This is a genomic window from Clostridium sp. (assembly GCF_021443865.1).
Taxonomy (GTDB): domain Bacteria; phylum Bacillota; class Clostridia; order Clostridiales; family Clostridiaceae; genus Clostridium.
In genome coordinates this window covers 1-26,247 of record NZ_JABUTB010000030.1, presented here as the reverse complement: position 1 = coordinate 26,247, position 26,247 = coordinate 1, and the positions used below count along the sequence as shown (strand labels likewise).

Here is a 26,247-nt window from a genome sequence, read left to right as displayed (position 1 = left end):
TATATTTTGAGTTATAAGCTAGAGACTGTTACGACAGTCTCTTTATTTATTTTAAAGGGTTTTAATTAAGTATAATTACTAAAAATTGTTAAGAAAAAATTAAAAAGATATAAAATGGATAATAAGAAAATAAAATTATGATATATTAATTAATATAAAAATAGAGAGGTGAAGCTTTGAAAAAGAATATGGATTTGTTAATTGGATTTATAATGATCTTATATGTAATAGTAATTAATTTTACATTTGGTAGAATAACCTTTAGTGAAGCTTTTTTATTTGCAGGTATAATATTAATAATATACCACTTTATAAAAGCAAAAATTAAAAATAAAAATCTACTGAATGTATTTAAGTTTCTAGTATCAATTGGATTATTAGCATTCACTATTGTACAAATTGCTATTATTATATTCCCTAAAAGCAATACTAGTTATTCAAAGTATGTAGTTATTTTAGGTGCAGGTGTAAAAGGAGAAACGCCAAGTATAACCTTATCTCAAAGACTTGATAAAGCTATAGAATATATTAATAATGAAAATAAGGATTTAAAAATAATAGTTTCAGGCGGAAAAGGTAATGGAGAAGATATATCTGAAGCAGAAGCTATGAGAAGATACTTAATTAAAAATGGAATACAAGAAGAAATAATTATGGAAGATAAATCTAGAACAACAAAAGAAAATTTAATTTTTTCAAAGGAACTAATAGAAAAGGACTCTAATAAAAAGATAGAAGAGGTAAGAGTAAAGATAATTACTTCTGATTTTCATGCATTAAGAAGTAATTTAATTGCTTCGAAGTTAGGATATGAAGAAAGAAGTTTTTTAACAAATAGAACTTTACCTATTTTAATGCCAGTTATGTATTCAAGAGAGTTTTTTGCTATTATGAAATATTTACTCCTAAGATAAAAATATGTAATTAATTAAAGGTGATTTTAGTTTTTTGTAGAATATAGATATTGATACTGCAGGTATTATAATAATAAAACTAATATTATATCAACTTTAGGAGGGAAACATAATGGCAAAGATTGCAGAGTGCTCTGTAATTATTAAAGATGATTTCAATAATATATTTATTGTTAGGAGAAAAACAAAAAGAAATGAGCCAAAGCTATGGTATATAGTAGGAAAGAAAGTAAGAGGAAAAGAAACAGAAGAAAAGTGCGTAGCAAGAGCTATTAAAGATGATTTAAAGTCAATAATTTTTAATTTAGAAAAACTAGGTGAAACTAAGATTAATGATGAAAATAATGAAAATTGTGCTGTTTATCTTGGTCAACTAAAAGAAAAAGTAGTATATGGAAATGATATAGTTGAAGGTAAATGGGTTAGCATAAAAGAATTAGAAAATTATGACTTAGCAGAATATGAAAAAGAAAAAATTTTATTTTATGTAAATAAAGAATAAATAATATATTTCAGTAAGAATTAAATATTATGGTTATTGAATTAATTAGAGGTTGTATAAAGCAGCCTCTAATTAATTTTATTTGGTTGTGGGAATTTATCATATTTGTAGGATTGATAAAAAATTAACTATTGACATAAGGAAAAATTATACTTATGATGGAATTAGATACTAATAAATACTCATTTGTTTTGTGAATTTTATTTACACTCATTTGTATATTTATTAAAAAAATTATAATGTTTATCTGACAAAAAAGAGAAATCTGATTTGAAAGAAAATAGATACTATGTATTAATAATAAAGGATATTAATTAAACTATTTAAGTTTAATTTCTTTAGTAACTTTTATTATTAATATAAATCCTGTTTTCTTTTAGGAGACAGGATTTTTTTTGTTTTAAAATAGAAAATATTATAAATTATAGAGAGTTTTGGGGGAGAAATATGAAAATTGCTGTTATTAGTGCAATACTTGAGAAACCTAGTAAATGTAATTCTGATTTTAATGAGGTGGTATCAACTTTTAGAGGAAGCATAAAGGGAAGAATGGGGATTCCTTTAGATGATGAAACTTCTGTTATATCCATAGTTGTAGTTGGAAGCTTAAATGAGATTAATAGTTTAACAGGAAGGCTTGGAAATATAGAAGGAGTAACAGTAAAAACTGCTATAGGTAAGAAGGAAACAATGATATCCAATAACAAATAAGTAACTTGAAATTACTTAATTTATTTAGTTAATTATACATTTTCGTTTGAAGCTGGCTAATTCTAGCTTCATTAACAGTACTCTAGGAGGGATACTATGAATATAAAGAATATAATTGATAAATTATATGAAAATAATAATGCTAGTAGGGAAGAACTTATATTTTTATTAGATAATTTAACAGAAACCGATAAGGATTACTTAGTTGAAAAGGCACATGAAACTAGAATGAGAACCTATGGAAATACAGTTTATATGAGAGGACTTATAGAGTTTACTAATATATGTAAGAAAAATTGTGTTTACTGCGGAATAAGAAGAGAAAATAAAAGTGCTGATAGATATAGACTGTCACTAGAGGATATTTTAGAATGTGTTGAGATTGGTGATAGATTAGGATATAAAACCTACGTACTTCAAGGTGGAGAAGATGATTACTTTACTGATGAAAGAATGATAGAAATAATTAAGGCTATAAAAAGTAAATATCCTAATAATGCAATTACTTTATCAATAGGGGAGAGAAGCTATGAATCTTATAAAAAGATGTTTGATGCAGGAGCAGATAGATATCTTTTAAGGCATGAAACAGCTACAAAAGAGTTGTATGAGTCTCTTCATCCTGGAGCAAGTTTTGAAGAAAGAAGAAAATGCTTAAGAGATTTAAAGGAAATTGGTTATCAAGTTGGAGCAGGTTTTATGGTGGGACTACCTAATCAAAGTACTAATGATTTGGTTAATGATTTATTATTTGTAAAGGAATTTGAGCCCCATATGTGTGGAATAGGGCCATTTATACCTCATAAGGATACTCCACTAAAGGATAAAAAGGGTGGAACTGTTGAGATGACTACAACAATATTAGCAATAGTAAGACTATTACTACCAAATGTTTTATTACCTTCAACTACTGCCCTTGGAAGTATAGATCCAATAGGAAGAGAAAAAGGGATTAAAGCAGGAGGAAATGTAGTAATGCCAAATCTTTCTCCTACTAGTGTTAGAGAAAAGTATTCTTTATATGATGGGAAGATATGTACAGGTGATGAAGCAGCAGAATGTAGAAAATGCATAGAAGGAAGAATAAATAAAGCTGGATTTAGAGTTGAAATTACAAGAGGGGACAACGTAGCTTGGGCAAAAGATAAGGGCTATTACAAAGTTAATAATGGTAATATTCAACTTGAAAATATAAGATTAATATAAGGTATAGTATAGGGGTGTATTAAATGTTTATCAATCATGATTATATTGAAAGAATTTTGGAAGAAGCTAAAGGAGCTACTAGGGAAGATATTAAGTCAGTTTTAGAAAAGGCAAAGAAAAGAGATGGATTATCTTATGAAGATATAGCAATATTATTACAAGCTGAAGATAAAGAAGACATGGAAGAAATATTTAAGCTTGCAGGAGAAATTAAAGATTCTATATATGGGAAAAGAATAGTAATTTTTGCTCCTTTATATGTTAGTGATTATTGTGTAAATAATTGCGTTTATTGTGGATATAAAAGAACTAATGATTTTTCAAGAAGAAAATTAACTATGGAAGAGGTAGCAGAGGAAGTTAAGATATTAGAAAAAATGGGACATAAAAGATTAGCTCTAGAACTTGGAGAAGATCCAGTAAATGCACCAATAGATTATGTGTTAGAATGTCTAGAAACTATTTATTCAACTCAAAATGATAATGGTGAAATAAGAAGAGTTAATGTTAATATTGCTGCTACAACTGTAGAAAATTATAGAAAGCTTAAAGAAGCTAAAATAGGAACATATATATTATTCCAAGAGACATATCATAATCCAACTTATGATAAAATGCATCCAAAGTCTTTAAAGGGAGATTATAACTATCACTTAACTTCCTTTGATAGAGCCATGGAAGCAGGAATAGATGATGTTGGTGCAGGAGTATTATTTGGACTAGCAGATCCTAAATTCGAAGTTTTAGGACTTATGATGCATAATAGACATTTAGAAGAAAAATATGGAGTTGGATTCCATACTATATCAATGCCAAGATTAAAGCCTGCAGCAGGAGTAACATTACAAGAGTTCCCTAATTTAGTAGATGATGAAATGTTTAAAAAATTAGTTGCTATTATTAGAATTGCAGTTCCATTTACAGGTATAATAATGTCCACTAGAGAAACAGAAGAAATGAGAAGAGAATTATTAAAATATGGTGTATCTCAAATTAGTGCTGGGTCAAGCACTGGAGTTGGTGGCTATAAGGAAAGAGAAGAAGGCAATTATGATAGTATTCAATTTAAAACATCTGATGATAGAACACCTTTAGAAGTAATAAAATCAGTATTAGATGATGGATATATTCCAAGTTATTGTACAGCTTGTTATAGAAGAGGCAGAACTGGGGAAAGATTTATGAAGCTTGCAAAGAGTGGAGAAATTCAAAATGTTTGTGAACCAAATGCTATAACAACTCTTTTAGAATTTGCTATAGATTATGGTGATAAGGAAATATTAGAAAAAGCAGAAGCAGTAATAAATAGAGAAAAGGAAAAAATAAAGAGACAAGATATTAAAGAATTATTAGAAAAGAACTTAGGAAGGTTAAGAGCTGGAGAAAGGGATCTATATTTATAGGAGGTTTATGCTATGAATTCAACACCAAATGCCAATAGAAAACACATTGCTATTTATGGAAAAACAAATGCAGGTAAGTCATCACTAATTAATAAGCTTTTAGGTCATGAAGTATCTTTAGTATCAGAAAAGTCAGGTACTACAACAGATCCAGTTCAAAAGGCAATGGAATTAATACCAGTAGGACCAGTACTATTTATAGATACTGCAGGTTTTAAAGATGATAGCAGTCTTGGAGAAATAAGGACTAAGAGAACCTTAGACATATTAAAAAGAACTGATATTGCAATTTATATTTTTGATGCTATGGATATAGATTTAGAAGAGTTTAATAAAATAAAAAGAACTTTTAAAAAATATAATATACCTTATATAGTGGCTATTAATCAAATAGATAAATTAAAAAAAGAAGAGTTAGATTTATTAAAAGAAAGTAATAAAGATTACTTATTTATATCTTCAGTAACAGGAGAAGGCATAGAAGAATTAAAGGAAAAACTTATTAATATCTTAAAGGAAGAAGAGGATGAACTGCCAATAGTAGGAGATTTACTTCCTTATGATAGTAAGGTAATAATGGTAGTTCCAATAGATTCTGAAGCTCCAAAGGGAAGAATAATATTGCCCCAGGTTCAATGTATAAGAGATTGCTTAGATCATGGAATCAAGAGTTATGTAGTTAGGGATACTGAATTAGAATCTGCCTTAAAGGATATAAAGGATGTTGATTTAGTAATAACTGATTCACAAGCTTTTAAGGAAATAGATAAAATAGTTCCAAGTGATATAAAGTTAACTAGTTTTTCTATGCTATTTGCAAGACAAAAGGGAGATTTTGAAGAATTTATAAGGGGAGCTTTTAAAATTAAAAGCTTAAATAAAAATTCAAAAATACTTATAGCTGAAAGTTGTACTCATAATGTATCTCATGAAGATATTGGAAGAGTAAAAATACCTAAGTTGATAAATAAATTTGTTGGCGAAGAATTAAACTATGAATATAGTATTTTTCATGATTTCCCAGAGGATATAGATAAATATGATTTAATTATCCATTGTGGAGCATGCATGATTAATAGAAAAACTGTGATTAATAGAGTTAATGAATGTAAGGAAAAGAATGTGCCTATAACTAATTATGGAATAGTTTTAGCATATTTAAATGGAATATTAGAAAGAAGTTTATCTTTGTTCAATATAACAATAGATGATATAATGTAAAAGCTAAAGTTTTACTTAGGAAAAAGGGGAGTTATAATGAAAGATTTAGTTGTAGAATCAAATAGATGTTATCTTTGTAAAAATCCAAAATGTAAGGCAAATTGTCCAATAGATACTCCTATTCCAGAAATAATAGAATTATTTAAAGATGGGCAAATAGCAAAGGCAGGAGAAATATTATTTAAAAATAATCCGCTATCATTAGTTTGCTCTATAGTTTGCCCTCATGAAGATCAATGTACAGGTAATTGTATTAGAGGGATTAAGGATGAATCAGTAAGATTTTGTGATATAGAAACACATATATCAAAGTACTATTTAGAAAATGTTAGATTAGAAAAAGAGGCCGAATTAGATGAAAGAGTTGCCATAATAGGCGGAGGACCTGCTGGTATAACAATTGCCTTTATATTAGCCCAAAAAGGTTATAAGGTTACATTGTTTGACTCTCATGATAAAATTGGTGGAGTATTAAGATATGGTATTCCAGAATTTAGATTGCCAAAAAGTATTATAGATCATTATGAAGAAAGACTAATTGAATTAGGTGTTAAAATAAGACCAAATACCTTAGTTGGACCAGTACTTACATTAGATAAGCTTTTTTATGATGGATATAAAGCAATATTTATAGGAACTGGTGTATGGAACCCTAAAACCTTAGATATAAAGGGTGAAAGCTTAGGACATGTACATTATGCAATTGATTATTTAAAATCCCCTGGGGTCCATAAATTGGGAAATAGGGTTTGCGTAATAGGAGCTGGGGATGTAGCAATGGATGCAGCAAGAACAGCTAAGAGAAATGGAGCAAAGGAAGTATATATTCTATATAGAAAAGGTATGGAAAATATACCTGCAACAAAGGCTGAATTAGAGGGTGCAATTTCAGATGGCGTTAAGTTTGAATTATTTAAATCTCCTTTAGAATTAACTGATGATGGAGTAAAATACATAGAAACTGAAAATGTGACTGGTGATGATGGCAGAATAAATACTGTTGTTATAGAAGGAAAAGAAGGCTTATTTGAATGTGATTCAATAATAATTGCTGTAAGTCAATCTCCTAAAAATAATATTGTTTCAAATACTTCAGGACTTGAAACAAATAAGTGGGGATTATTATTAACTGATGAGTATGGGCATACAACTAGAGAAGGAGTTTTCGCTTCTGGTGATGTAGTTACAGGAGCTAAAACAGTAGTAAGAGCAGCATCTCATGCTAAAGTAGTAGCAGAAGAAATTGAAAAATATATTATACAAAAAAAGAACTAAATAATTAAAGATTGTAAAAAAGACCAAATGTAATAGCATTTACATTGGTCTTTTTTTACTTATATACAAAAATAGGTAAATAATATACATTTATATTTACAAGGTTATGAAAAGGTTTTAATATATTAATAAGGGTATAATCAATTTAATCTAAACGTTTATATAAGGAGGAGATAATTAAAAATATCTAGTGATAAGCATAAGATAAAAGCTATAAAAACTTATGATAGGAAATTTAAACGTTTAAAAATTTACTTTTTAATTATATGTATATAAAATAAGGATTTATATACTAATTTGAGGGGGAAAATATGAAAAAAAGATTACTTTCATTATTATTAGCTTTTACAGCAACCACTATGCTTATGGGATGTGGAGGAAAAGAAGCCAAAGTAGATGAATCAAAAGAAACAAATATTATCATTTGGCATCAATATGAGCAAGTAGTAGAAGATTCTATAAAAAACTCTTTTAAGGACTTTACTAGTGAGAATCCAAATATAACACTTACCTTTGTAAAGCAAAATGATTTAGGTCAAAAATTAACTTTAATAGGTCAATCAGAAAAAGATGCTCCAGATGTTATTTTAGGCCCAAATGATTGGATTGGTAAATTTGCAACTATGGATATTATAAATCCGGTATCAGATTATATAGAAAAAAGTTCATTAGATAATCATAATAAAGTGACAGTTGAAGCTGCAACATATAATGACAAACTATATGGAATTCCAATGACTTATGAATGTTTAGCTTTTATGTATAATAAAAAATTATTAACTGAAGTTCCAAAGAATACAGATGATTTATTAAAGTTAGCTAAAGAAGGAACTAAGGATGATAAGTGGGGATTTGTATCTAATTTAACTGATGCTTATCACACAATGCCATGGATATATGGATTTAATGGAGAGGCTTTAAGTAAAGATGGAGTTCCTGGATTATCAAAAGCAGAAACAATTGAAGGAATAGAATTTGTTAAGGAATTAATGAAATATCAACCTAAAAATGTTGATTATTCAGTAATGGATGGTTTATTTAAAGAAGGTAAAGCATTAGCTGTAGTAAATGGTTCATGGGCAATAAAAGATTATTCTTCTAATGCAAATGTAGATTTAGGAGTAGAAGTATTACCAATTATCAAAAAAACTAATAAAGCTGCACAACCATTTTTAGGAGTTCAAGTAGCTTTATTAACAGAAAGTTCTCAAAATAAGGAAGCAGCAGGAAAAGTATTAAATTACTTAGCTGGAGAAAATGTAGGAAAAGCATTTGTTGAAACAGGTTATTTACCTGCAAATGAAAAAGTAGATATGAGTTCAAATGCATATGCTGAAAAATTATTAGAACAAGCTAGATTAGCAACTCCAATGCCATCTTCTCCAGAAATGACTTCAGTTTGGGAACCACTAGCAAACGCACTTAAGTCAATTTCTACAGAAGAAAATGCTAATGTAAAAGATTTAATGGAAAATGCTCAAAAGCAGACATTAGAAAAAATAGAAGCTTCTAAGTAATAAAAAAATGGGGCTGGCATAAGCCCCATTTTTAAATTTTATGAATTTATTTAGGAGGTAAAAAAATGCTTAATATTAAAGTAAAAAAAACGTTTAATATGAATAATAAATTTCAAAAAGGAAAAAAACTTTTTAGTAATAATGGCAAAATAAAAATAACTCCATATTTATATGTAAGTCCTTCTACATTACTAATTATGCTTCTTTGTATTTACCCTATGGTATATACCTTTATTTTATCTTTCACTAATTTAAATATGTATCATTGGAAGAATCCATCTTTTATTGGATTAAAAAATTATATAAATATTTTAGGAAGATTAGATAGTGATTTTTTTGCAGTAGTTTTTAGAACAATAATTTGGACAATCTTAAATATGGTTATTCATGTATCTTTAGCAGTAATACTAGCCTTATTACTAAATATAGAAAAGCTAAAGTTTAGAACCATTTATAGAACTATTTTAATTTTACCATGGGCTGTTCCTGGATATATTTCAACTTTGATTTGGAAGGGAATGTTTAATTATGATTTTGGAGCTATAAATGCAATTTTAAATAAAATAGGTATTGAATCAGTAAACTGGTTAAATGATCCAGTAAATGCGTTTATAGCATGTATAATAGTTAATGTTTGGTTAGCCACACCTTTTATGATGATAGTTTGCTTAGGAGCATTACAAAGTATTGATAAATCATTTTATGAAGCAGCAGAAATAGATGGAGCCACAGGCTATCAAAAATTTAAATATTTGACTTTGCCATTAATGAAGCCTGCCATGCTTCCAGCTATTATAATTACTATATTTGTAACCTTTAAACAATTTGATGTAGTCTATTTATTAACCAGAGGGTTAGCTGGAAAGACAGATTTACTTATAACCTATGCTTATAATAGGGCATTTACTGATTATAACTATGGATATAGTGCTGCATTTTCAGTAATTATATTTATTTTATTACTAGTTTTAACTAGATTTAGAAAGAAATTAATAAAGTCAGCAGAGGAGGTTTATTAAGATGAAAAAGAAAACTAAAAAGAAAATAATTACACATACTTTTGCACATATTTTTCTAATTGTAGCATCTTTAGTTGCTATATATCCAATACTTTGGATTTTTAATACTTCTATAAATGCTGATAATTCTATGTTTACTAGTGATTTAAGAATAATTCCTAAGAATCCAACAATACAAAATTATATACAAATATTTAAGCAAGGTGATTTTCTAATTTGGATAAAAAATAGCACAATAATAGCACTGTCAACTACTGTAATAAGTATAATGATAGGTATAATTTCAGCATATGCCTATTCAAGAATGAGATTTAAAGGAAGAAGCTTTGGATTAGGTATGTTTTTGTTACTAAACGCTTTTCCAAGTATTTTATCAATTGTAGCAATATATAGGTTGTTTTCATACTTAGGCTTAATAAATACATCTCTAGGTCTCGTAATTATTTATACAAGCTGGCAAATGGTATTCTCAGTTTGGAATTTAAAGGGATATTTAGATACTATACCTAAAGAAATTGAAGAATCGGCTTTAATAGATGGAGCTTCTGCTTTTAAAGTTTTTACAAAAATAATTATTCCATTATCAAAACCAGCAATTGCTGTTACTGCATTATTTGCTTTCTTAGCAAGTTGGAATGAGTATATAGTAGGAATGGTATTTATTACAGATAAGTTTAAATATACACTACCAATAGGATTATATAATTTACAATCTACATCTAGTCAATATGCAACAAATTGGACATTATTTGCAGCAGGATCACTAATTATAGCACTTCCTATAGCAGTTATATTTATAGTATTACAAAAATATTTAATATCAGGATTAACAATAGGAGGAGTAAAAGGGTAAATGAATTATAAAAAAGCCACTATAAAAGATGTAGCAAGAGAAGCAAAGGTTTCTATAGCCACAGTGTCTTATGTTGTAAATAATATAGATAAAGTTATTCCAGAGACAAAGGCACGAGTTTTAGCAGCAATAAAAAAATTAGAATATATACCAAATAGTACGGCAAGGAGCTTAGTAAAAAAAGAAAGTAGAGTTATAGGAGTATTAATTCCAACAAAAAGTGCATTAGATAAAACAATTTTAATGGATAATCCATTTTACCAAGAATTCTTTAGTGGAGTTGAATTTAAGGCAAGAAGCTATGGATATAATACTGAAATTATAGCCTATGAAGATGAAAATGAATTTAAAGTTAATATAAAAGGTAGTACTTTTGCAGGAATAATAGTGTTAGGAATCATAAGGGAAAGTGTATACGATAGCTTATTATATTTAGATATACCAATTGTTGTTATAGATCAAGAGAGAAAGGTAGATAATTTCTATCATATAAATACTGATGATGAATTTGGTGCATATATTGCAGTTAAATATTTAATTGAAAAAGGTCATAGAGATATAGGATTACTTACACACAATATTAATGAAAGTATAGTGCACTTAAATAGATATTTAGGATATACCAGAGCCCTTGAAGAAAATAATATTCAAATTAATAAAGATTTAATTTTTATTAGTGAGATAACTTATGAAGGGGGAGAGAGTATATCAGATTTAGTTGCTAGTAAAATAGATAACTTTACAGCTATATTTTCAATAAGTGATATTATGTCAATGGGCTTAATCAAGGGATTATATAAAAAAAACATCTTTGTTCCTAAAGATTTATCTGTAGTAAGTTTTGATGATATAAAGTATAGTAAATATTTTATACCAGAGTTAACAACAATAAGACAAGAGATATTCTATAAAGGAGAAAAGAGTGTAGATATAATATTTAATGTAAATAAAGGGAATAATGTTGAAAAGGATACTATTATACAAGTTAAGTTAATTGAAAGGGAGTCTGTATATGAGTTGGGTGAATAGTATATTTTCAGATGGAAGTAAGGTTTTTGTAAGCAAAGCTAATCCATTAAGTGGTGATGATATAAGTATTAGAGTTAGAATAAAGGAAGATGCACCAGTAAAAAGAGTATTTTTTAGATATCTAAGATACGGAGAAGAAACAGTTTTACAAATGAATAAAATGAAAAACATTAAAGGTTTTAATTATTATGAGGTTAATATAATTATTGAAGAAATAATAACTCAATATCATTTTATAATTGAATCAGAAGATACCACATATTTTTATAATCAAAAGGGTGCCTATGAAAATATTATTACAGAAGACTATGATTTTAGAATTATAGCTAATTTTAATGATATAAAATGGGTAAGAGAAGGTATATTTTATCAAATATTTGTAGATAGATTTTTTAATGGAAATACTAATAACGATGTTAAAGATAAAGAATACAGTTATTGTGGATTTGATAGCAAAAAAATGAATTGGGATGATGAGCCTTTAAATTATGATGAAGGTGGTAACTTGGATTTTTATGGTGGAGACTTAGAAGGAATTAATAAAAAGATAGATTATCTAAAAGAATTAGGAATAACTGCACTATATTTAAATCCAATATTTGAGTCAAAGTCAAATCATAAGTATGATTGTGATGATTATTATAAGGTAGATAGTCACTTTGGAGGAGATAAAGCATTAATACATTTAAATAAATCATTGCATGATAATAATATAAAAGTAATAGCTGATATATCTATTAATCATACAGGTATAGATAGTAGTTGGATTAAAAATAATAAAGATTACTATTTTTTTGATGAAGATGGAAATTATGAAAGCTGGAATGGTGTAAAAACCTTGCCAGTATTAAATTATAAAAGTGATGAATTAAAAGATGTAATTTATAAATCAGAAAATAGTGTTCTTAAGTATTGGTTAAAAGAACCCTTCAATTTAGATGGATGGAGGCTTGATGTTGGTCATAATGTAGGAAAGATGAGAGGACAAGCTTTGCATTTTAATCTATGGAGAGATATAAGAGAAGAAATAAAATCTATAAAGGAAGAGGCTTATTTAGTAGCAGAACATTGGACTGATTGTAAGGATTATTTACAAGGTGATATGTGGGATTCTACTATGAATTATTTTGGAATGATGAGACCTGTAAGAAAGTATTTAGGTGAAGAAGATAGGTTTTTAGCGTGGAAGACTGATAATCTAAATATTAAAAAAGAAAATGGTAATATATTTAAAGAAGAGGTTTTAAATCATTTTTCAAGGATACCCTATCAATTACAAGGACTTCAATTAAATTTATTAAGTAGCCATGATATACATAGAATTCATATTTCTAATATGCTTAGTGAAGAAGATGTTGTAGCTTCTATAATAATGTTATTTACTTTTGTTGGAGTTCCATGTATATATTATGGCGATGAAGTAGGATTAAAAGGAGATTTAACAAGTAGCAGTGCTAGCAGATATCCTATGGAGTGGAATAAAGATAAATATAATTTGAAAATAAATGAATTATATAAATATATGATAGATTTATATAAAAAAGAGAGTTTATTGCAGTATGGATCTTTTAAGTTTATATTAAATGGAGATAATTATATAGGATATGCTAGATTCGATGAAAAAGAAGCCATAGTGTATTTTAATTTTAGAAAAAAGAAGAATATTATTGTTGACCTTGATGATATAGGTACATTTAATAACTTTACCATACTTTATGGAGAAAATAACTGCAAATTAATAGATAATAAATTAAATATAGAAGGAAAAGAAAGTATACTATTAAAATTGTTTTAATGTTTTACCTTAATAGGGGAGATGAAATATCTCCTCTTATTTTTATATGTAAAAAATTATAAATAATATTAAAAAAATATTTACAACGAAACAATGTTACGATAATATATAATTATTAATATTGGAATGAGATTTTTTATGAAAATAAGTAAAACATTGTTATGAGGGAGGAAATATGGAAAGATATGATATAAAAATTGATGGTATGGGTTCTATAAATAAAGGTAATTACAAAGATATAAAGATAAATGGAGTAGGAACTATTCAAGGAGAAACAGAAGCAGAAGCTATTAAGATTGACGGGAAGGCTAAGGGCTTAGGAAAAATTAAATGTGAAAAGTTAGAGGTTAATGGATACTTTACTAATTATGATGATATTGATATTAATATAAACTGTAAGGTAAACGGATATCAAAAGGTGAAAGGTAACATAAAAGGAAACCACCTTGAAGTCAATGGAAGGCTATTAGCTGAAAAAGAAGTTAGTTTTGATAAAGTGCAAGTAAATGGGGAATTTCTTACTTTAGGAGATTGTAAGTGTGAAGAGTTTTATTTAGATGGAAGAGCTAGAATAAAAGGACTTTTATCTGGGGATAATTTAGAACTAAATATCTCACGACTAAATGAAATTAAAGAAATCGGAGGAGAGAAATTATCAGTAAGAAGAAGTGAGAATTATTTCAAAGTTCTATTTTTTAATATACAAAGAAAAGGGAAATTAATTTGTAATGAAATAGAAGCAGATGAAATTTACTTAGAGCATACTGAATGTAATATAGTTAGGGGCAGAAATATAGAAATAGGTAAGGGCTGTATTATTGATACTGTAGAATATACAGGAACCTTAAAGGAAAATGACAATTGTAAAATAAAAAATAAGGTGCATTTATAGGAGGCTATTATGAGTGAAAAAAACACAAATATTTTAGGTGATGGTACAATTGGAGCTGGTAAATATAATAATATAAAAATAATGGGAGATAGCACTGTAACAGGTAATATAGAATGTATAGATATAGTAATAATGGGAAACGGGGAATTTCATGGAGCTGTTGATGCTAGAGATATAAAGGTTATGGGGGATTCAATTTTTAAGGGTACTATTAAAGCTAGAAAATTTAAGATTTATGGAGATTCAACTTTAAAAGAAAAAGGAACAGTAGGTATTTTAAGCATTAAGGGTGATTTTAAAAGTGAAGGTGATTTAGAGGTTAAAGATAAAGCTAACATTATGGGAGATGCAGAAATTCAGGAAGGCTTTAGAGTTAATTATATTGAAATTTTAGGAGAACTTAAGGCAAGTAAGAATATATATTTTGATACCTTAAAGGTACTAGGTAGTGCCAAAGTGAAAGGTAATTGTGAGGGCAATTATTTTTATAATAAAGGAGAAATTGAAATATCTGGATTACTTTCTGCAGATAAAATAGAGATACTTCCAAAGAGAGAAAGTAGGATTGAAGAAATTGGTGGAAGTGAGATAATTATTAAAAAAACAGGATATATAGATTTTTATAGTGGCAAAGTTATTTCTAAATTAATAGAAGGAGATAAGATTATTTTAGAAAATACTATTTGCAATATAGTAAGAGGTCATGATATTACTATATTATCAGGATGCTCTATAGATAAAATTGAGTATACGGGAAAATTAACAATAGATAAAAAAAGTAAGGTAGGGGAGCAAATATGCTTGAGGAATTAATATCTAAAAAGGAACTTTTAGAAGTCATGGGAATATCTTATGGTCAGTTATACAGATGGAAAAGAAAAGATTTAATACCAGAAGAATGGTTTATAAAAAAGAGTGTTTCCACAGGACAAGAGACATTTTTTCCTAAAGAAAAAATAATTGAGAGAATAAATAAGATTATTGAATTAAAGGATGAAGCATCTTTAGATGATCTTGCGTATATTTTTTCAAATAATATTAAGGATATAAAAATCACTAGAAATTATTTAATTGATGTCTTCTCAAGTGAGATGATTTCAATGTATGAAGATATTATTGAAATTAAGGATATTTATGAGGAAAACAATATATTTTCTTTATTTATTTATAATAAGCTTATTAGCTTAGGAAGCTTAAGTATTTCAGAAATAAAAGAAATAACACTATTAGCCAATAGAGACTATGAAAAAATAGATAATAGAGATTATGAATTAGTCATTAAAAGAAAATATGGGGTTTGCTATTATTATATAATTTTAGATAATGTTAATATGTTTAATGATGACTCTTCTATTGAACTTGCAAGGATAAATATAAATAAAGTAATAGAAGAAATAAAAAGTCTATAAGAAGTGATTTAATTCTCTGAAAATTCATATATAATATAATTATTAAAAGGATTATATATGAAGGGGAGAGGTATATGGGAGCAATAGTAGAATTACTAGAGGAACTATGTAAAGACACTAATATAAAGATTAGATTATTAGATATTAATAATAATGAAATATATAATAATTTGCCTTCAACAGAATCTAAAATTATGAGAAAGATATCTATAAATAATAAATCCTATAAAATTGTACTAGAACAAGAAGATATAAAAATAATACCGATAATTGAATACCTATTAAATAAATATATTGATAAAGAAAATATAGTACAAGAGTTATTAGAAGGAAGAAAACAATGGGATGTTTTAAAGGACTCTGCAATTATTAAATCTAATAAGATGTTATTAATTGAAAGTAATAAAGAGGATGAAGTTTTAGAAATAGTTAGAGATACATATTCAGATAGTGTGTTTTATGTAGGTGAGATATACGATAGAATAATAGTTACTGGCAACTTAGAGGATGAAAAGGAACATGCTTTTTCACTAAAAGAAACTATTATACAAATTTTAGGAGTGAATCCAAAGATAAGTATAAGTGATTTAGATGGTACATTTGAGGGGTTTAAAGAATCATATAAGGGGGCTGTACAAGCTTTAGATATAGGTAGAAGATTTAAAATTAAGCCTGAAATATACTATTTAAAAGATATGTATTTAGAAAGAGCTATTTATAATTTATCAAGTGAATATGCAAAAAAACTTAAAGAAGAGTATAAGGATGTATTTAAAGGGTTTAATTATGAATTAATACAAACCTTAGAAGAAATATTAAAATGTGATTTGTCCTTAACTAAAGCTGCTAAAAATTTATATATTCATAGAAATACTTTAATGTATAGAATTGAAAAAATAAAAAAGGAAACAGGCTTTGATATACGTAATTTTAAGGAAGCTACATTTTTATATATACTTTATATGAATAGTAAAGTAAATTATTAAGAATAGCATATTAAATAAATAATAAAAATGGAGTTGCGCAATATATACGGCACAACTCCATTATATTTTTATATTATCCTATACTAATAAGCATTTTCAATAAATTCAAATTTACTTACATCAAATAAGCCTTTATCTGTTATTTTTAAATTTGGAATAACTGGTAGTGATAGGAAAGATAAAGTTAAAAAAGGATTGAAATTTATATCAGGAGCAACTTCCTTTATAGCAAAGTGAAGTTTTTCTAGGTCAGAAATAACTGCTGCTGATTCCCTAGAAGTTATAACTCCTGCAATTTCTAATTGAATTGAGGCTAGTACTTCTTTTCCTTTAACAACTACAATTCCACCATTTATTTTTTTAAGCTCTTCTATAGCAAATAATATATCTTCATCTGATGTTCCACAGGTTATTAAGTTATGAGAATCATGAGCAATAGTTGTAGCTATAGCTCCAAATTTTAAATTTAGACCTTTTATTACCCCAAGACCGATATTTCCTGTGTTTTTATGTCTCTCAATTACTGCTATTTTTAGTAAATCTAAATCTACATCTGATTTAAAACTAGTAGTGTCTTTTAACGTATTAATATCAACTTTTACATGATTACTTTCTAGTTTGTTTGGAATGATTTCGATTACATTTAGTTTTGTTTTTCCTTTTAAATCTATTTCTAAATCCTTTGAATTAATTTCTTTAATATTAATATTATTCAATTTTGGCAAATCATATTTAGTATCTGATATTTCGTATACTAATTTATTTTCTTTTACTACTAATTTACCATTCTTATAANCCAGAGAAAATTTTGGTATTTACCATTCTTATAAACTGAATTAATTTTAAAATTATTTAGGTCATCTAATATTATAAAGTCAGCAGTAAAACCTGGAGCTATTGCTCCTTTATTTTTTAAGTTATAGCATTCTGAAGGATTTAATGTACACATTTGTATTGCAGTTTCTGGTGGTAAGCCATAAGAAATAGCTGTTCTTATGGAACTATCCATACTTCCATTTGTTATTAAATCATCAATGTGTTTATCGTCTGTGCAAAAACAAATTCTTCTGCTATTAGAAATAGAAGCAGCCTTTATTAATTCCTTTAAGTTTTTAGCAACAGAGCCTTCTCTTAGGTGAACATACATACCTCTCCTTAGTTTTTCAATAACTTCTTCAGCTAAATGTGATTCGTGGTCAGTAGAAATATTAGCTGTAGCATAAATGTTTAGCATATCATTAGTAAAGCCAGCACAATGACCATCAATAATAAGACATTTTGATTTTGCATCCCAAAGCTTATTTATCATGTCCTCAGAACAGTTCATAACTTCAGGATAGTTCATAACTTCTGCAAGTCCTAATACATTAGGTTCCTTATATAATGGATTCAAATCAGAACTTCCTAATATGGCACCAGAAGTTTCAAAAGAAGTAGCTGGAACACAAGAAGGAAGCATAAAGTAATAATCAAATGGTGTATCTTTAGCAAGATCCATAATAAGTCTTATACCTTTTTCTCCTAGTACATTAGCAATTTCATGTGGGTCAATAACAATAGAAGTGATTCCATGTAATAATGCAGCTTTATAGTATTCCTTTGGTGTTACTAGTGATGATTCGATGTGAGCATGAGCATCTATAAGACCAGGGCATATAAATTTACCAGTACCGTCAATTTCAACTAGTCCATTATAATCACCAAAGCCTACGATTACTCCTTTTTTAATAGCTACATTATCTGTAAAAGAACTGTTTTGAAATACATCAACAATAGTTATATTTTTAATAACTAATTCACATATTTCGGCTTTACTTGAAGCCTTAATTTGAGATATAAAATCATTTTTATTCATAAATCCACCTCTGAGTATATTTAAATATAATAATAAACAACCTCACCTGGATTACAACTTCTTAGTTATACTATTTACGGTAGTATAGTAGAGACGCCTGAACCATATTATCAAGCTTATAGGAAGGTTATTTTTATATATTATATGAGATTAAAGACAAGCTGTCAAAGGTAAAGTTATATTAATATATTATTATTTTATATAAGTAAAGAACAAAAACTGTAAATTTATATTTATTTCTTCTTATTCACTCTATATCTACAAAAAGAACTTTTTTACATCTAAAATAGTATAATAATAAAAAAACCATATATTTTGGAGGAATTATGGAAAAAAGAATAGTAGTATTAGGTGAAATAAGCGAATTCTTAATAGAGTTTTGCAAAGACTTGATTTCAAGAAACTTAGAAGTTTTTTTAGCTTTAAAAAAGAATCAAGAACTTTCTATGTTAAAAGAAATAGAAGGAAAAGTTTCTTTAATAAAATATAATGACGAAGTAGATGAAATAAAATTTATATTAAAATCAATTGAACCTGAAATTATATATAATTTATATGGAGTTAATAATAAAAAAGAGTTAAAGGAATTAATCGAAAAAGTCTTTTTAAAAAACATACTCTTGCTAGAAGAATTAAGAGAATCAAATAATTCAATACTAATTAATGTAATAGAAAAAACAGAAAGAGATGAAAAGGGAAACCCCTTAAGTGTATATACTGCAGTTATAGATTCATTAAATAAAGTTAATAAGTTTTATAGAGATTTCTATAAAATTGAAACAAGTACCACTTATATAGATGAATATAAACAAGCTTTAAAAATATAATATTAAAATAGAGAGATAAAAGTGGATAAATAAAGTCTTAATTAATTTAAAGTTTACAATAGAAAATAATTAAGACAAGATATCCACTTTATTATTAAATTGAAAAAATAGTAAATTTAGTATATTATTATAAGTAAATAAATATTAAGTAATAATTTTTATTACAGAATGGAGGGAATAATGAAAAAATATTTTAATTTAGCAACTGTTTATTTAGTTATAGGACTAGCTATGGGAATGGTTTATAGAGAATTTACCAAATTAAATGAATTCCAAGGAGAAACTGTTTTATCAGGTGTACATACACATGCACTTACATTAGGATTTATGTTCTTCATTTTAGTCCTAATTTTAATTAAGAATTTTAATATATCACAAATTAAAGGGTTTAAAGCTTGGAGTATCTTATATAATATTTCATTAATTTATTTACTTGTTACTTTAACAATTAGAGGGATGCTACAAGTATTAGGCAAAGACTTTGCAGGTCTTAGTCATATAGCTGGTCTTGGACATGTACTTCTTTCTATAGCTTTAATTTGGTTTGTAGTTATTGTAAATAAATCTATAAAAGAATAAAAATTAATAAAATATTTAAGATTTGGAAAAACTAAGATTAAAATAATTAGTTGCGGAAGTGTATTAAAACCAAGAATAAATAATAGAGGTTACTTAGTAGCCTCTATTATTTATATTTTATATATTTACATTTTAAAAATATAGTTATAATATATGTGAATATATTATAAGGTTGGTATATGAAGATGAAAGATTTAATAAAAGTTCAATTAGATAATATGGAGCTATTTAATAATATATGTGAAGATACCAAGAATGCTTTAGCTGATTTTGGTGAAAGTAAATGTTATGTAAAAGGTAGTCATATATTTAGAGACAAAGAAAAGGTTAATAAGATATATATAATTTATAGTGGTAAGGTAGCATTATATAAATTAAATGAGTCTGCTCAAAAGAAAATAGTTTTTATTTTAGGTAACGATTCTATTATAAATGCAGTAGTTTTAGATGACTTACATGCCTCTATTAATTGCGAAGTTTTTGAAAAAGCAGAAATATTAGCTTTTGATAAAGGAAGATTTGAAGAAGTAATGAAAAGTGATTTTCAATTAACAAAAATAGTTATTTCTTCTCTTACTTTAAAGGTTAGAAGATTATATAGGCAATTAAAAAATTCAACACCTATTAAAGTTGAAAGAAGAGTAGCAGCAAAGTTATGGAAGTTATCTAAAGATTATGGAATAAAGGTTGAGAATGGGACATTAATAGATTTGAATGTTAGTATAACTTATTTAGCAGATATGTTTGGAGCACCTAGAGAAACTATATCAAGAGCATTAAAGATTCTCCAAGAAAAAGATTTAATAATATTTGAAAGAAAGAAAATAATAATAAAGGATAGAGATAAGCTTTCAAAATTTTTTAAAGGTATATAAAATCAGAAAAATAATAGAAAATATAATTAACTGTGATAATCATCACAGTTTTTCTTTTTATTTAAGCTTATAATAATCTCAGAGATTGTTATTATAATAACAATGCTAACAAGGACAAGTTGATATCTAATTTAGTAATATGGTGTAGTCTATTTGTAGCAATACCATTTTTTATTATGTTAAGAAAGAAAAAAGTAAACTAAGAGGTGTTTGAAATGGGATATAAACTTAAAGTAGAGGAATTCAACAAGGCTTTAGAAGAGCTTTCAAAAAAGTATAAGATATATGCACCAAAGGTTTTTGAAGGACAAGGAAAATTTTCGGATACAGATATTGTAAGATATGGTGAAGTAGCAAAAATAGAAGAAGTAGAATTTAATCAAAAATCTAATTTTTCTTATAAAGAAGTACTTCTTCCAATAACTCAAACCTTATTTTTCTTCACAGAAGATGAGGTTAAAGAACCTAATGTAGATGAAAAGTCATTATTAATATTTCTAAGAAGTTGTGATATGAATTCTTTAAGAAGAATTGATGATATTTATTTAAGAAACGGATTTGAAGATCCTTACTATAAGAAGCTTAGAGAAAAAGCTAAATTTATTCTTATAGGCTGTGAAAAAAGCTTTGAAAACTGTTTTTGCGTAAGTATGGGTACTAATAAAACTCATGAGTACAATGCCTATGTTAAGCAAGAAGGTAATGAAGTTTATCTAGATATTAAGGATGAAGAATTCGAAGAATTATTTAGAAGTATTGACAATGAAGAAATGGAGGTATCTCCAGACTTTGTTGAAAATAATGAAGTTAAGGTAAATATCCCAAATAATTTAGATTTAAGAATAGTAAATTCAAAAGTATGGGATGAATATTCAGAAAGATGTATAGCTTGTGGAAGATGTAACTTTGTATGTCCTACATGTACATGCTTTATGATGCAAGATATTTTCTATAAGGATAATGGAAAAGTTGGCGAAAGAAGAAGAGTGTGGGCATCTTGCCAAGTAGATGGTTATACAGATATGGCTGGAGGTCATAGCTTTAGAAGAGAAAAAGGACAAAGAATGAGATTTAAAGTTCTTCATAAGGTCTATGATTATAAAAAAAGATGGGGATATCATATGTGCGTAGGATGTGGTAGATGTGATGATGCATGTCCAGAATATATTTCATTCTCAAATTGTGTAAATAAATTAGAAAAAGCTATGGATGAGGTGAAGTAATATGACTAAAAATGAATATATACCATTTATTTCAGAAATATTAGAAGTTATTAAGCATACAGAAATTGAATATACATTCAGAATGGAATTTAAAGGCGATGTTAAGCCAGGTCAATTCTTTGAAGTATCTCTACCAAAGTATGGGGAAGCACCTATATCAGTAAGTGGAATAGGTGAAAATTATGTTGACTTAACAATAAGAAGAGTTGGTAAGGTAACAGATGAAATATTTAATAATTACGTTGGTGATAAGTTATTTTTAAGAGGACCATATGGAAATGGCTTTGATATAAATAATTATAAAGATAAAGAAGTTATAGTTGTAGCTGGAGGAACTGGACTTTCACCAGTTAAAGGAATAGTAGATTATTTCTCAAACAACACTGAAGATTGCAAAAGCTTTACGTTAATATCAGGATTTAAATCTCCTAAGGACATTCTGTTTAAAGATGATATAAAAGAATGGGAAAAGAACATAAATCTTATTTTAACAGTTGATGGTGCAGAAGAAGGATATGAAGGAAAAGTTGGACTTGTAACTAAGTATGTACCAGAACTTGATATTAAGGATATTGAAAATGTACAAGTAGTTGTTGTAGGACCACCTATGATGATGAAATTTACAGTTTTAGAATTCTTAAAGCTTGGAATAAAAGAAGAAAATATATGGATTTCTCAAGAAAGAAAAATGTGCTGTGGAATAGGTAAATGTGGTCACTGTAAAATAGATGATACTTATATTTGCTTAGATGGACCAGTATTTAACTATTCAAAAGGAAAAGAGTTAATAGATTAGGAGGAGACACTATGGATATCAATACTAAAAAGCTGAAAAAGAATGCCTTTAGAGTTACAAAAAGAAGAGGGATAACAGCTTCAAGAATAAGAGTTCCAGGTGGATTCTTAAAGGCAGAATATTTAGGATTAATTCAAGAAATTGCTGATAAATATGGTGATGGAACAGTTCACATAACTACAAGACAAGGTTTTGAAATTCCTGGAATAGATATGAAGGATATAGACGAAGTAAATGTACTTCTTCAACCAATAATAGAAGGATTAGAAATTAATCAAGAAGTTCCAGGGAAGGGATATACAGCAGCAGGAACAAGAAATGTATCTGCTTGTATAGGAAATAAAGTTTGTCCATTTGCTAATTATAATACTACTAACTTTGCAAAGAAAATTGAAAAAGCAATTTTCCCAAATGACTTACATTTTAAAATTGCATTAACAGGTTGTTCAAATGATTGTATTAAGGCAAGAATGCATGATTTCGGTATAATAGGAATGACAGAACCTCAATTTGATAAGGACAAATGTGTATCTTGTGGAGCTTGTGTTAAGGCATGTACTAAGAAATCAACAGGAGCTCTTCATGCAGAAAACTTTAGACCAGTTAGAAATCATAGCAAGTGCATAGGCTGTGGAGAGTGTGTAATAAACTGTCCAACAGGAGCATGGACAAGAAGTAAAGAAAAGTATTACAGATTAGCTATAATGGGAAGAACAGGAAAGAAAAATCCTAGACTAGCAGAAGATTTTATAGTATGGGTTGATGAAGAAAGCATAATTAAAATCATTCTAAATACTTATAAATATGTGACAGAATATATAGATAAAGAAGCACCAGGTGGAAAAGAGCATATTGGGTATATAATAGATAGAACTGGATTTATGGAATATAAAAAATGGGCTCTTGAAGGAGTAAAGCTTTCTGATAAAGCAGTGCTTAAAGATAATATATATTGGAGTGGTATAAGATATTAATAAGTAAATACCTATAAATAAAATTAGAATTACCTATTAGACAAACAGGACAGTAGATATGTAAAATAATTATATGAAGTTTAAGGCCGCTATAATTAAGTAGCGGTCTTTATATTAGTTTAGAATGATAAAAAATTATCAAGAAATGAAAAATGAAAAATATAATTAATAGGAGTATAATAAGGGTAATATAATAAAAGAAACAAGTTTAATAAATTTAGGAGCAAAAATATGATTCAGCTTTTAGGAATTAAGAAAAATACTGGAGTGGAAATAAGAGAAAAGCTATCTTTATCTCCAAAAAAGAAAAAGGAATATACGAAGAAATTATTAGATTATTTTGATGAAGTAGTTATTTTAAGTACATGTAATAGAACAGAAATTTATTATAAAGGCTTATTAAAGGGTAAAGAAAGCGTATGCAAGATTTTTGAAGTATTAGAATGGGATATAAATCTTTATGAAAATTGCTTCTATTTAGAAGAAATAGATACAGTAAAGCATTTAATGGAAGTAGTTTGTGGTTTTCATTCTAAAATATTAGGAGAAGATCAAATCTTAGGTCAAATAAAAGAAGCATATTTTTCATCAATAGAAGCTGAAGCTGTAAATAATGAATTGCAGAGGCTTTTTCAAGAAGCCATTACCTGTGGTAAAAAGTTTAGAACAGAAGGGAAATTATATGAAATTCCAGTTTCATCTGCTTCTATTTCTGTAAGTGAGGCAATAAAAAATAATGCTAAAAAAATAATGGTTATTGGGTATGGAGAAGTTGGAAAGCTTGTATTAAAATATGCTCTTTCAAATAATATAGAAGAATTAATTCTTGTAGTGAGAAATGTAGATAAGGTTACAGATATATCAGATAATAGGGTAAAGGTTATGAAATATGAAGATGCAAGAAAAATAATAAATGATATGGATTGTGTTATATCATGTACATCTGCACCTCACTTAATTATAGAAAAAAAGCATATAAATGAAGTAGGTAAAGAAATTTTTATATTTGATTTAGCTATGCCTAGGGATATAGATGAAGGAATAAAGGAATATAGTAGAGTAAAACTTTATGATATAGATGAAATAAGTTTAATAGATGATGAAAATAAGAACTTAAGAAAAGAAAAAATGTTAGAATTTAAAAATATAATCAAAGAACACATAGATAACTATCTTAAGTGGAAGGACTTAAGAGAAGTATCTAACATAATTAAGGATATGAAAAGGGATAGTTCAAAGTTAATTAAGGAGAGACAAAATACATTACAAAATAAATGTAATAATGAAAAGCATAGAGAAATTGCAGAAACTCTTATAAAAAGTACTTCTGACTATTATGTAAATAGAGCTATAGAAGTTTTAAAGGAGGAGCAATTAAAGGGGCAAGGGAAAGAATGTGTAAAGATATTAGAGAAGATATTCTTAAAGAATCTATAAACTACTCATGCCTATCCTTAATATCTACAAAAATTAATGTAGGTGTAATAGGTGGAGGCAAAGTTGGATATATTAAAGCTAAAAACTTTTTAGATAAAAATTGTAGTGTAGAAGTATTAGCCCTAGATTTTATTAATGACTTTGAAAAGCTAGAAAATGTTAACCTTATTAAAAATAGCTATTATAAGGATTTCATAATTGATAAGCATATAGTTATAATAGCAACTAATGATAAGGCTTTGAATGAAAGAATTAAAAAAGATTGTGATAATTCTTATAAAATATACATATATGCAGAGGATTATTTAGAAGGTATAGCAATAACCCCAGTGCAAAGAAATCTAAGGAATATAAGCTTTGCTATAAACACTAATTATGGAAACCCTAAGGGATCATTAATACTAGCAGAAAAGGTTATGGATGTCCTAAGAGAATATGATGAATTTATAGGAGTATCTTCATTAATTAGAAAATCAGCAAAAGATATAGCTGAAAATAAAAGTGATATAATTAATTTTGTATGTAGTGAAGATTTTAAATATATTTATGAAAAGAAAAAGGATAAATTAGTTTTAGAAATGTTTTTTGGAAAAGAAATAATAAATAAAATATATAGTAATTTATAGGAGATATTTATGGAGATAATAATTGCAACTAGAAAAAGCAAATTAGCTCAAGTTCAAGCTGATAGAGTAATAGAGCTTATTAAAGAGAAAAACAACATAGACTCTAAAAAGTTATTAATAGTTACTGAAGGAGATAAAAGGTTAGATGTAACTTTAGATAAAATAGGTGGCAAAGGTTTATTTGTTAAAGAGATAGAATATGCTCTTTTAAATAAAGAAGCACATGCTGCAGTTCATAGCATGAAGGATGTTCCTTTTCAATTACCACAAGGCTTTGAACTTATTGCAATTCCAGAAAGAGAAGATATTAGAGATGTATTTGT

The 26,247-nt window shown here is 27.2% G+C and carries 24 protein-coding genes, 2 pseudogenes and 1 riboswitch; of the genes and pseudogenes, 25 read left to right on the top strand and 1 reads right to left on the bottom strand.

Annotated features, from left to right (window positions below):
* The first annotated feature begins 176 nt into the window (after nucleotides 1-176).
* From HUJ77_RS06485 to HUJ77_RS06410, 16 genes are all read left to right on the top strand, one after another.
* Nucleotides 177-914 (top strand): YdcF family protein, encoded by a 738-nt coding sequence (locus HUJ77_RS06485; protein WP_291707762.1) that lies wholly within the window; start codon nucleotides 177-179, stop codon nucleotides 912-914.
* A gap of 112 nt (nucleotides 915-1,026) precedes the next feature.
* Complete coding sequence (locus HUJ77_RS06480; protein WP_291707761.1) at nucleotides 1,027-1,416, top strand: NUDIX domain-containing protein; 390 nt, start codon at nucleotides 1,027-1,029, stop codon at nucleotides 1,414-1,416.
* A gap of 447 nt (nucleotides 1,417-1,863) precedes the next feature.
* Nucleotides 1,864-2,127: a TM1266 family iron-only hydrogenase system putative regulator gene (locus HUJ77_RS06475; RefSeq protein WP_291707760.1), complete on the top strand. Its 264-nt coding sequence runs from the start codon at nucleotides 1,864-1,866 to the stop codon at nucleotides 2,125-2,127.
* Nucleotides 2,128-2,223: 96 nt separating this feature from the next.
* Nucleotides 2,224-3,333 (top strand): [FeFe] hydrogenase H-cluster radical SAM maturase HydE, encoded by a 1,110-nt coding sequence (gene hydE, locus HUJ77_RS06470; protein WP_291707759.1) that lies wholly within the window; start codon nucleotides 2,224-2,226, stop codon nucleotides 3,331-3,333.
* A gap of 23 nt (nucleotides 3,334-3,356) precedes the next feature.
* Entirely contained in the window at nucleotides 3,357-4,736 is a 1,380-nt protein-coding gene (gene hydG / locus HUJ77_RS06465; protein ID WP_291707758.1) for a [FeFe] hydrogenase H-cluster radical SAM maturase HydG, read from the top strand.
* A 12-nt stretch (nucleotides 4,737-4,748) separates the two neighbouring features.
* Nucleotides 4,749-5,957: a [FeFe] hydrogenase H-cluster maturation GTPase HydF gene (gene hydF, locus HUJ77_RS06460; protein ID WP_291707757.1), complete on the top strand. Its 1,209-nt coding sequence runs from the start codon at nucleotides 4,749-4,751 to the stop codon at nucleotides 5,955-5,957.
* A gap of 36 nt (nucleotides 5,958-5,993) precedes the next feature.
* Nucleotides 5,994-7,232, top strand: a complete 1,239-nt coding sequence (locus HUJ77_RS06455) for an NAD(P)-dependent oxidoreductase (RefSeq protein ID WP_291707756.1) — start codon at nucleotides 5,994-5,996, stop codon at nucleotides 7,230-7,232.
* A gap of 311 nt (nucleotides 7,233-7,543) precedes the next feature.
* Complete coding sequence (locus HUJ77_RS06450) at nucleotides 7,544-8,749, top strand: extracellular solute-binding protein (RefSeq protein WP_291707755.1); 1,206 nt, start codon at nucleotides 7,544-7,546, stop codon at nucleotides 8,747-8,749.
* Between the two features lie 65 nt (nucleotides 8,750-8,814).
* The gene (locus HUJ77_RS06445) at nucleotides 8,815-9,768 is read left to right on the top strand and encodes a sugar ABC transporter permease (RefSeq protein WP_291707754.1); all 954 of its coding nucleotides are present in this window, start codon (nucleotides 8,815-8,817) and stop codon (nucleotides 9,766-9,768) included.
* A gap of 1 nt (nucleotide 9,769) precedes the next feature.
* On the top strand, nucleotides 9,770-10,621 hold the full coding sequence (locus HUJ77_RS06440; protein ID WP_291707753.1) for a sugar ABC transporter permease: 852 nt from the start codon (nucleotides 9,770-9,772) through the stop codon (nucleotides 10,619-10,621).
* Nucleotides 10,622-11,650, top strand: a complete 1,029-nt coding sequence (locus HUJ77_RS06435) for a LacI family DNA-binding transcriptional regulator (protein WP_291707752.1) — start codon at nucleotides 10,622-10,624, stop codon at nucleotides 11,648-11,650.
* Nucleotides 11,634-13,445, top strand: coding sequence for an alpha amylase N-terminal ig-like domain-containing protein (locus HUJ77_RS06430; RefSeq protein WP_291707751.1), 1,812 nt, complete (start codon nucleotides 11,634-11,636; stop codon nucleotides 13,443-13,445). Before HUJ77_RS06435 ends, HUJ77_RS06430 begins: the two co-directional genes overlap by 17 nt.
* Before the next feature lie 175 nt (nucleotides 13,446-13,620).
* The gene (locus HUJ77_RS06425; protein ID WP_291707750.1) at nucleotides 13,621-14,337 is read left to right on the top strand and encodes a hypothetical protein; all 717 of its coding nucleotides are present in this window, start codon (nucleotides 13,621-13,623) and stop codon (nucleotides 14,335-14,337) included.
* Nucleotides 14,338-14,346: 9 nt separating this feature from the next.
* Nucleotides 14,347-15,150 carry a polymer-forming cytoskeletal protein gene (locus HUJ77_RS06420; protein ID WP_291707749.1) on the top strand — a complete coding sequence of 268 codons (804 nt, stop codon included), beginning with the start codon at nucleotides 14,347-14,349 and terminating at the stop codon, nucleotides 15,148-15,150.
* Complete coding sequence (locus HUJ77_RS06415; RefSeq protein ID WP_291707748.1) at nucleotides 15,135-15,746, top strand: DUF4004 family protein; 612 nt, start codon at nucleotides 15,135-15,137, stop codon at nucleotides 15,744-15,746. The genes HUJ77_RS06420 and HUJ77_RS06415 overlap by 16 nt, the downstream gene beginning before the upstream one ends.
* Nucleotides 15,747-15,820: 74 nt before the next feature.
* On the top strand, nucleotides 15,821-16,732 hold the full coding sequence (locus tag HUJ77_RS06410) for a helix-turn-helix domain-containing protein (protein ID WP_291707747.1): 912 nt from the start codon (nucleotides 15,821-15,823) through the stop codon (nucleotides 16,730-16,732).
* 83 nt (nucleotides 16,733-16,815) lie between these two features.
* On the opposite strand, the pseudogene ade reads toward HUJ77_RS06410, so the two are convergent.
* Nucleotides 16,816-18,587: pseudogene (gene ade / locus HUJ77_RS06405) on the bottom strand (adenine deaminase).
* A gap of 42 nt (nucleotides 18,588-18,629) precedes the next feature.
* Nucleotides 18,630-18,731, bottom strand: a riboswitch (purine riboswitch).
* 182 nt (nucleotides 18,732-18,913) lie between these two features.
* On the opposite strand from ade, the gene HUJ77_RS06400 reads away from it, so the two are divergent.
* The 9 genes and pseudogenes from HUJ77_RS06400 to HUJ77_RS06360 form a co-directional block, all read left to right on the top strand.
* Nucleotides 18,914-19,414: a hypothetical protein gene (locus HUJ77_RS06400; RefSeq protein ID WP_291707746.1), complete on the top strand. Its 501-nt coding sequence runs from the start codon at nucleotides 18,914-18,916 to the stop codon at nucleotides 19,412-19,414.
* 180 nt (nucleotides 19,415-19,594) lie between these two features.
* Nucleotides 19,595-19,993: a DUF2871 domain-containing protein gene (locus tag HUJ77_RS06395; protein ID WP_291707745.1), complete on the top strand. Its 399-nt coding sequence runs from the start codon at nucleotides 19,595-19,597 to the stop codon at nucleotides 19,991-19,993.
* Between the two features lie 185 nt (nucleotides 19,994-20,178).
* Complete coding sequence (locus tag HUJ77_RS06390) at nucleotides 20,179-20,868, top strand: Crp/Fnr family transcriptional regulator (RefSeq protein ID WP_291707817.1); 690 nt, start codon at nucleotides 20,179-20,181, stop codon at nucleotides 20,866-20,868.
* Nucleotides 20,869-21,083: 215 nt separating this feature from the next.
* The gene (asrA, locus tag HUJ77_RS06385; RefSeq protein ID WP_291707744.1) at nucleotides 21,084-22,091 is read left to right on the top strand and encodes an anaerobic sulfite reductase subunit AsrA; all 1,008 of its coding nucleotides are present in this window, start codon (nucleotides 21,084-21,086) and stop codon (nucleotides 22,089-22,091) included.
* A gap of 1 nt (nucleotide 22,092) precedes the next feature.
* Nucleotides 22,093-22,887, top strand: coding sequence for an anaerobic sulfite reductase subunit AsrB (asrB, locus tag HUJ77_RS06380; RefSeq protein ID WP_291707743.1), 795 nt, complete (start codon nucleotides 22,093-22,095; stop codon nucleotides 22,885-22,887).
* 11 nt (nucleotides 22,888-22,898) lie between these two features.
* On the top strand, nucleotides 22,899-23,861 hold the full coding sequence (gene asrC, locus HUJ77_RS06375; RefSeq protein WP_291707742.1) for a sulfite reductase subunit C: 963 nt from the start codon (nucleotides 22,899-22,901) through the stop codon (nucleotides 23,859-23,861).
* Nucleotides 23,862-24,092: 231 nt separating this feature from the next.
* Nucleotides 24,093-25,298, top strand: coding sequence for a glutamyl-tRNA reductase (hemA, locus tag HUJ77_RS06370; protein WP_291707741.1), 1,206 nt, complete (start codon nucleotides 24,093-24,095; stop codon nucleotides 25,296-25,298).
* Nucleotides 25,256-25,924, top strand: coding sequence for an NAD(P)-dependent oxidoreductase (locus HUJ77_RS06365; protein ID WP_291707740.1), 669 nt, complete (start codon nucleotides 25,256-25,258; stop codon nucleotides 25,922-25,924). Before hemA ends, HUJ77_RS06365 begins: the two co-directional genes overlap by 43 nt.
* Nucleotides 25,925-25,933: 9 nt before the next feature.
* Nucleotides 25,934-26,247: pseudogene (locus HUJ77_RS06360) on the top strand (hydroxymethylbilane synthase); the annotation flags it as partial.

Excerpts from the sequence above, each read along its gene's own strand:
- HUJ77_RS06480 (WP_291707761.1), top strand. The coding sequence starts at position 1,027 with ATGGCAAAGATTGCAGAGTGCTCTGTAATTATTAAAGATGATTTCAAT.
- HUJ77_RS06475 (WP_291707760.1), top strand. The coding sequence starts at position 1,864 with ATGAAAATTGCTGTTATTAGTGCAATACTTGAGAAACCTAGTAAATGT.
- hydE (WP_291707759.1), top strand. The coding sequence starts at position 2,224 with ATGAATATAAAGAATATAATTGATAAATTATATGAAAATAATAATGCT.
- hydG (WP_291707758.1), top strand. The coding sequence starts at position 3,357 with ATGTTTATCAATCATGATTATATTGAAAGAATTTTGGAAGAAGCTAAA.
- hydF (WP_291707757.1), top strand. The coding sequence starts at position 4,749 with ATGAATTCAACACCAAATGCCAATAGAAAACACATTGCTATTTATGGA.
- HUJ77_RS06455 (WP_291707756.1), top strand. The coding sequence starts at position 5,994 with ATGAAAGATTTAGTTGTAGAATCAAATAGATGTTATCTTTGTAAAAAT.
- HUJ77_RS06450 (WP_291707755.1), top strand. The coding sequence starts at position 7,544 with ATGAAAAAAAGATTACTTTCATTATTATTAGCTTTTACAGCAACCACT.
- HUJ77_RS06445 (WP_291707754.1), top strand. The coding sequence starts at position 8,815 with ATGCTTAATATTAAAGTAAAAAAAACGTTTAATATGAATAATAAATTT.
- HUJ77_RS06440 (WP_291707753.1), top strand. The coding sequence starts at position 9,770 with ATGAAAAAGAAAACTAAAAAGAAAATAATTACACATACTTTTGCACAT.
- HUJ77_RS06435 (WP_291707752.1), top strand. The coding sequence starts at position 10,622 with ATGAATTATAAAAAAGCCACTATAAAAGATGTAGCAAGAGAAGCAAAG.
- HUJ77_RS06430 (WP_291707751.1), top strand. The coding sequence starts at position 11,634 with ATGAGTTGGGTGAATAGTATATTTTCAGATGGAAGTAAGGTTTTTGTA.
- HUJ77_RS06425 (WP_291707750.1), top strand. The coding sequence starts at position 13,621 with ATGGAAAGATATGATATAAAAATTGATGGTATGGGTTCTATAAATAAA.
- HUJ77_RS06420 (WP_291707749.1), top strand. The coding sequence starts at position 14,347 with ATGAGTGAAAAAAACACAAATATTTTAGGTGATGGTACAATTGGAGCT.
- HUJ77_RS06415 (WP_291707748.1), top strand. The coding sequence starts at position 15,135 with ATGCTTGAGGAATTAATATCTAAAAAGGAACTTTTAGAAGTCATGGGA.
- HUJ77_RS06410 (WP_291707747.1), top strand. The coding sequence starts at position 15,821 with ATGGGAGCAATAGTAGAATTACTAGAGGAACTATGTAAAGACACTAAT.
- HUJ77_RS06400 (WP_291707746.1), top strand. The coding sequence starts at position 18,914 with ATGGAAAAAAGAATAGTAGTATTAGGTGAAATAAGCGAATTCTTAATA.
- HUJ77_RS06395 (WP_291707745.1), top strand. The coding sequence starts at position 19,595 with ATGAAAAAATATTTTAATTTAGCAACTGTTTATTTAGTTATAGGACTA.
- HUJ77_RS06390 (WP_291707817.1), top strand. The coding sequence starts at position 20,179 with ATGAAAGATTTAATAAAAGTTCAATTAGATAATATGGAGCTATTTAAT.
- asrA (WP_291707744.1), top strand. The coding sequence starts at position 21,084 with ATGGGATATAAACTTAAAGTAGAGGAATTCAACAAGGCTTTAGAAGAG.
- asrB (WP_291707743.1), top strand. The coding sequence starts at position 22,093 with ATGACTAAAAATGAATATATACCATTTATTTCAGAAATATTAGAAGTT.
- asrC (WP_291707742.1), top strand. The coding sequence starts at position 22,899 with ATGGATATCAATACTAAAAAGCTGAAAAAGAATGCCTTTAGAGTTACA.
- hemA (WP_291707741.1), top strand. The coding sequence starts at position 24,093 with ATGATTCAGCTTTTAGGAATTAAGAAAAATACTGGAGTGGAAATAAGA.
- HUJ77_RS06365 (WP_291707740.1), top strand. The coding sequence starts at position 25,256 with ATGTGTAAAGATATTAGAGAAGATATTCTTAAAGAATCTATAAACTAC.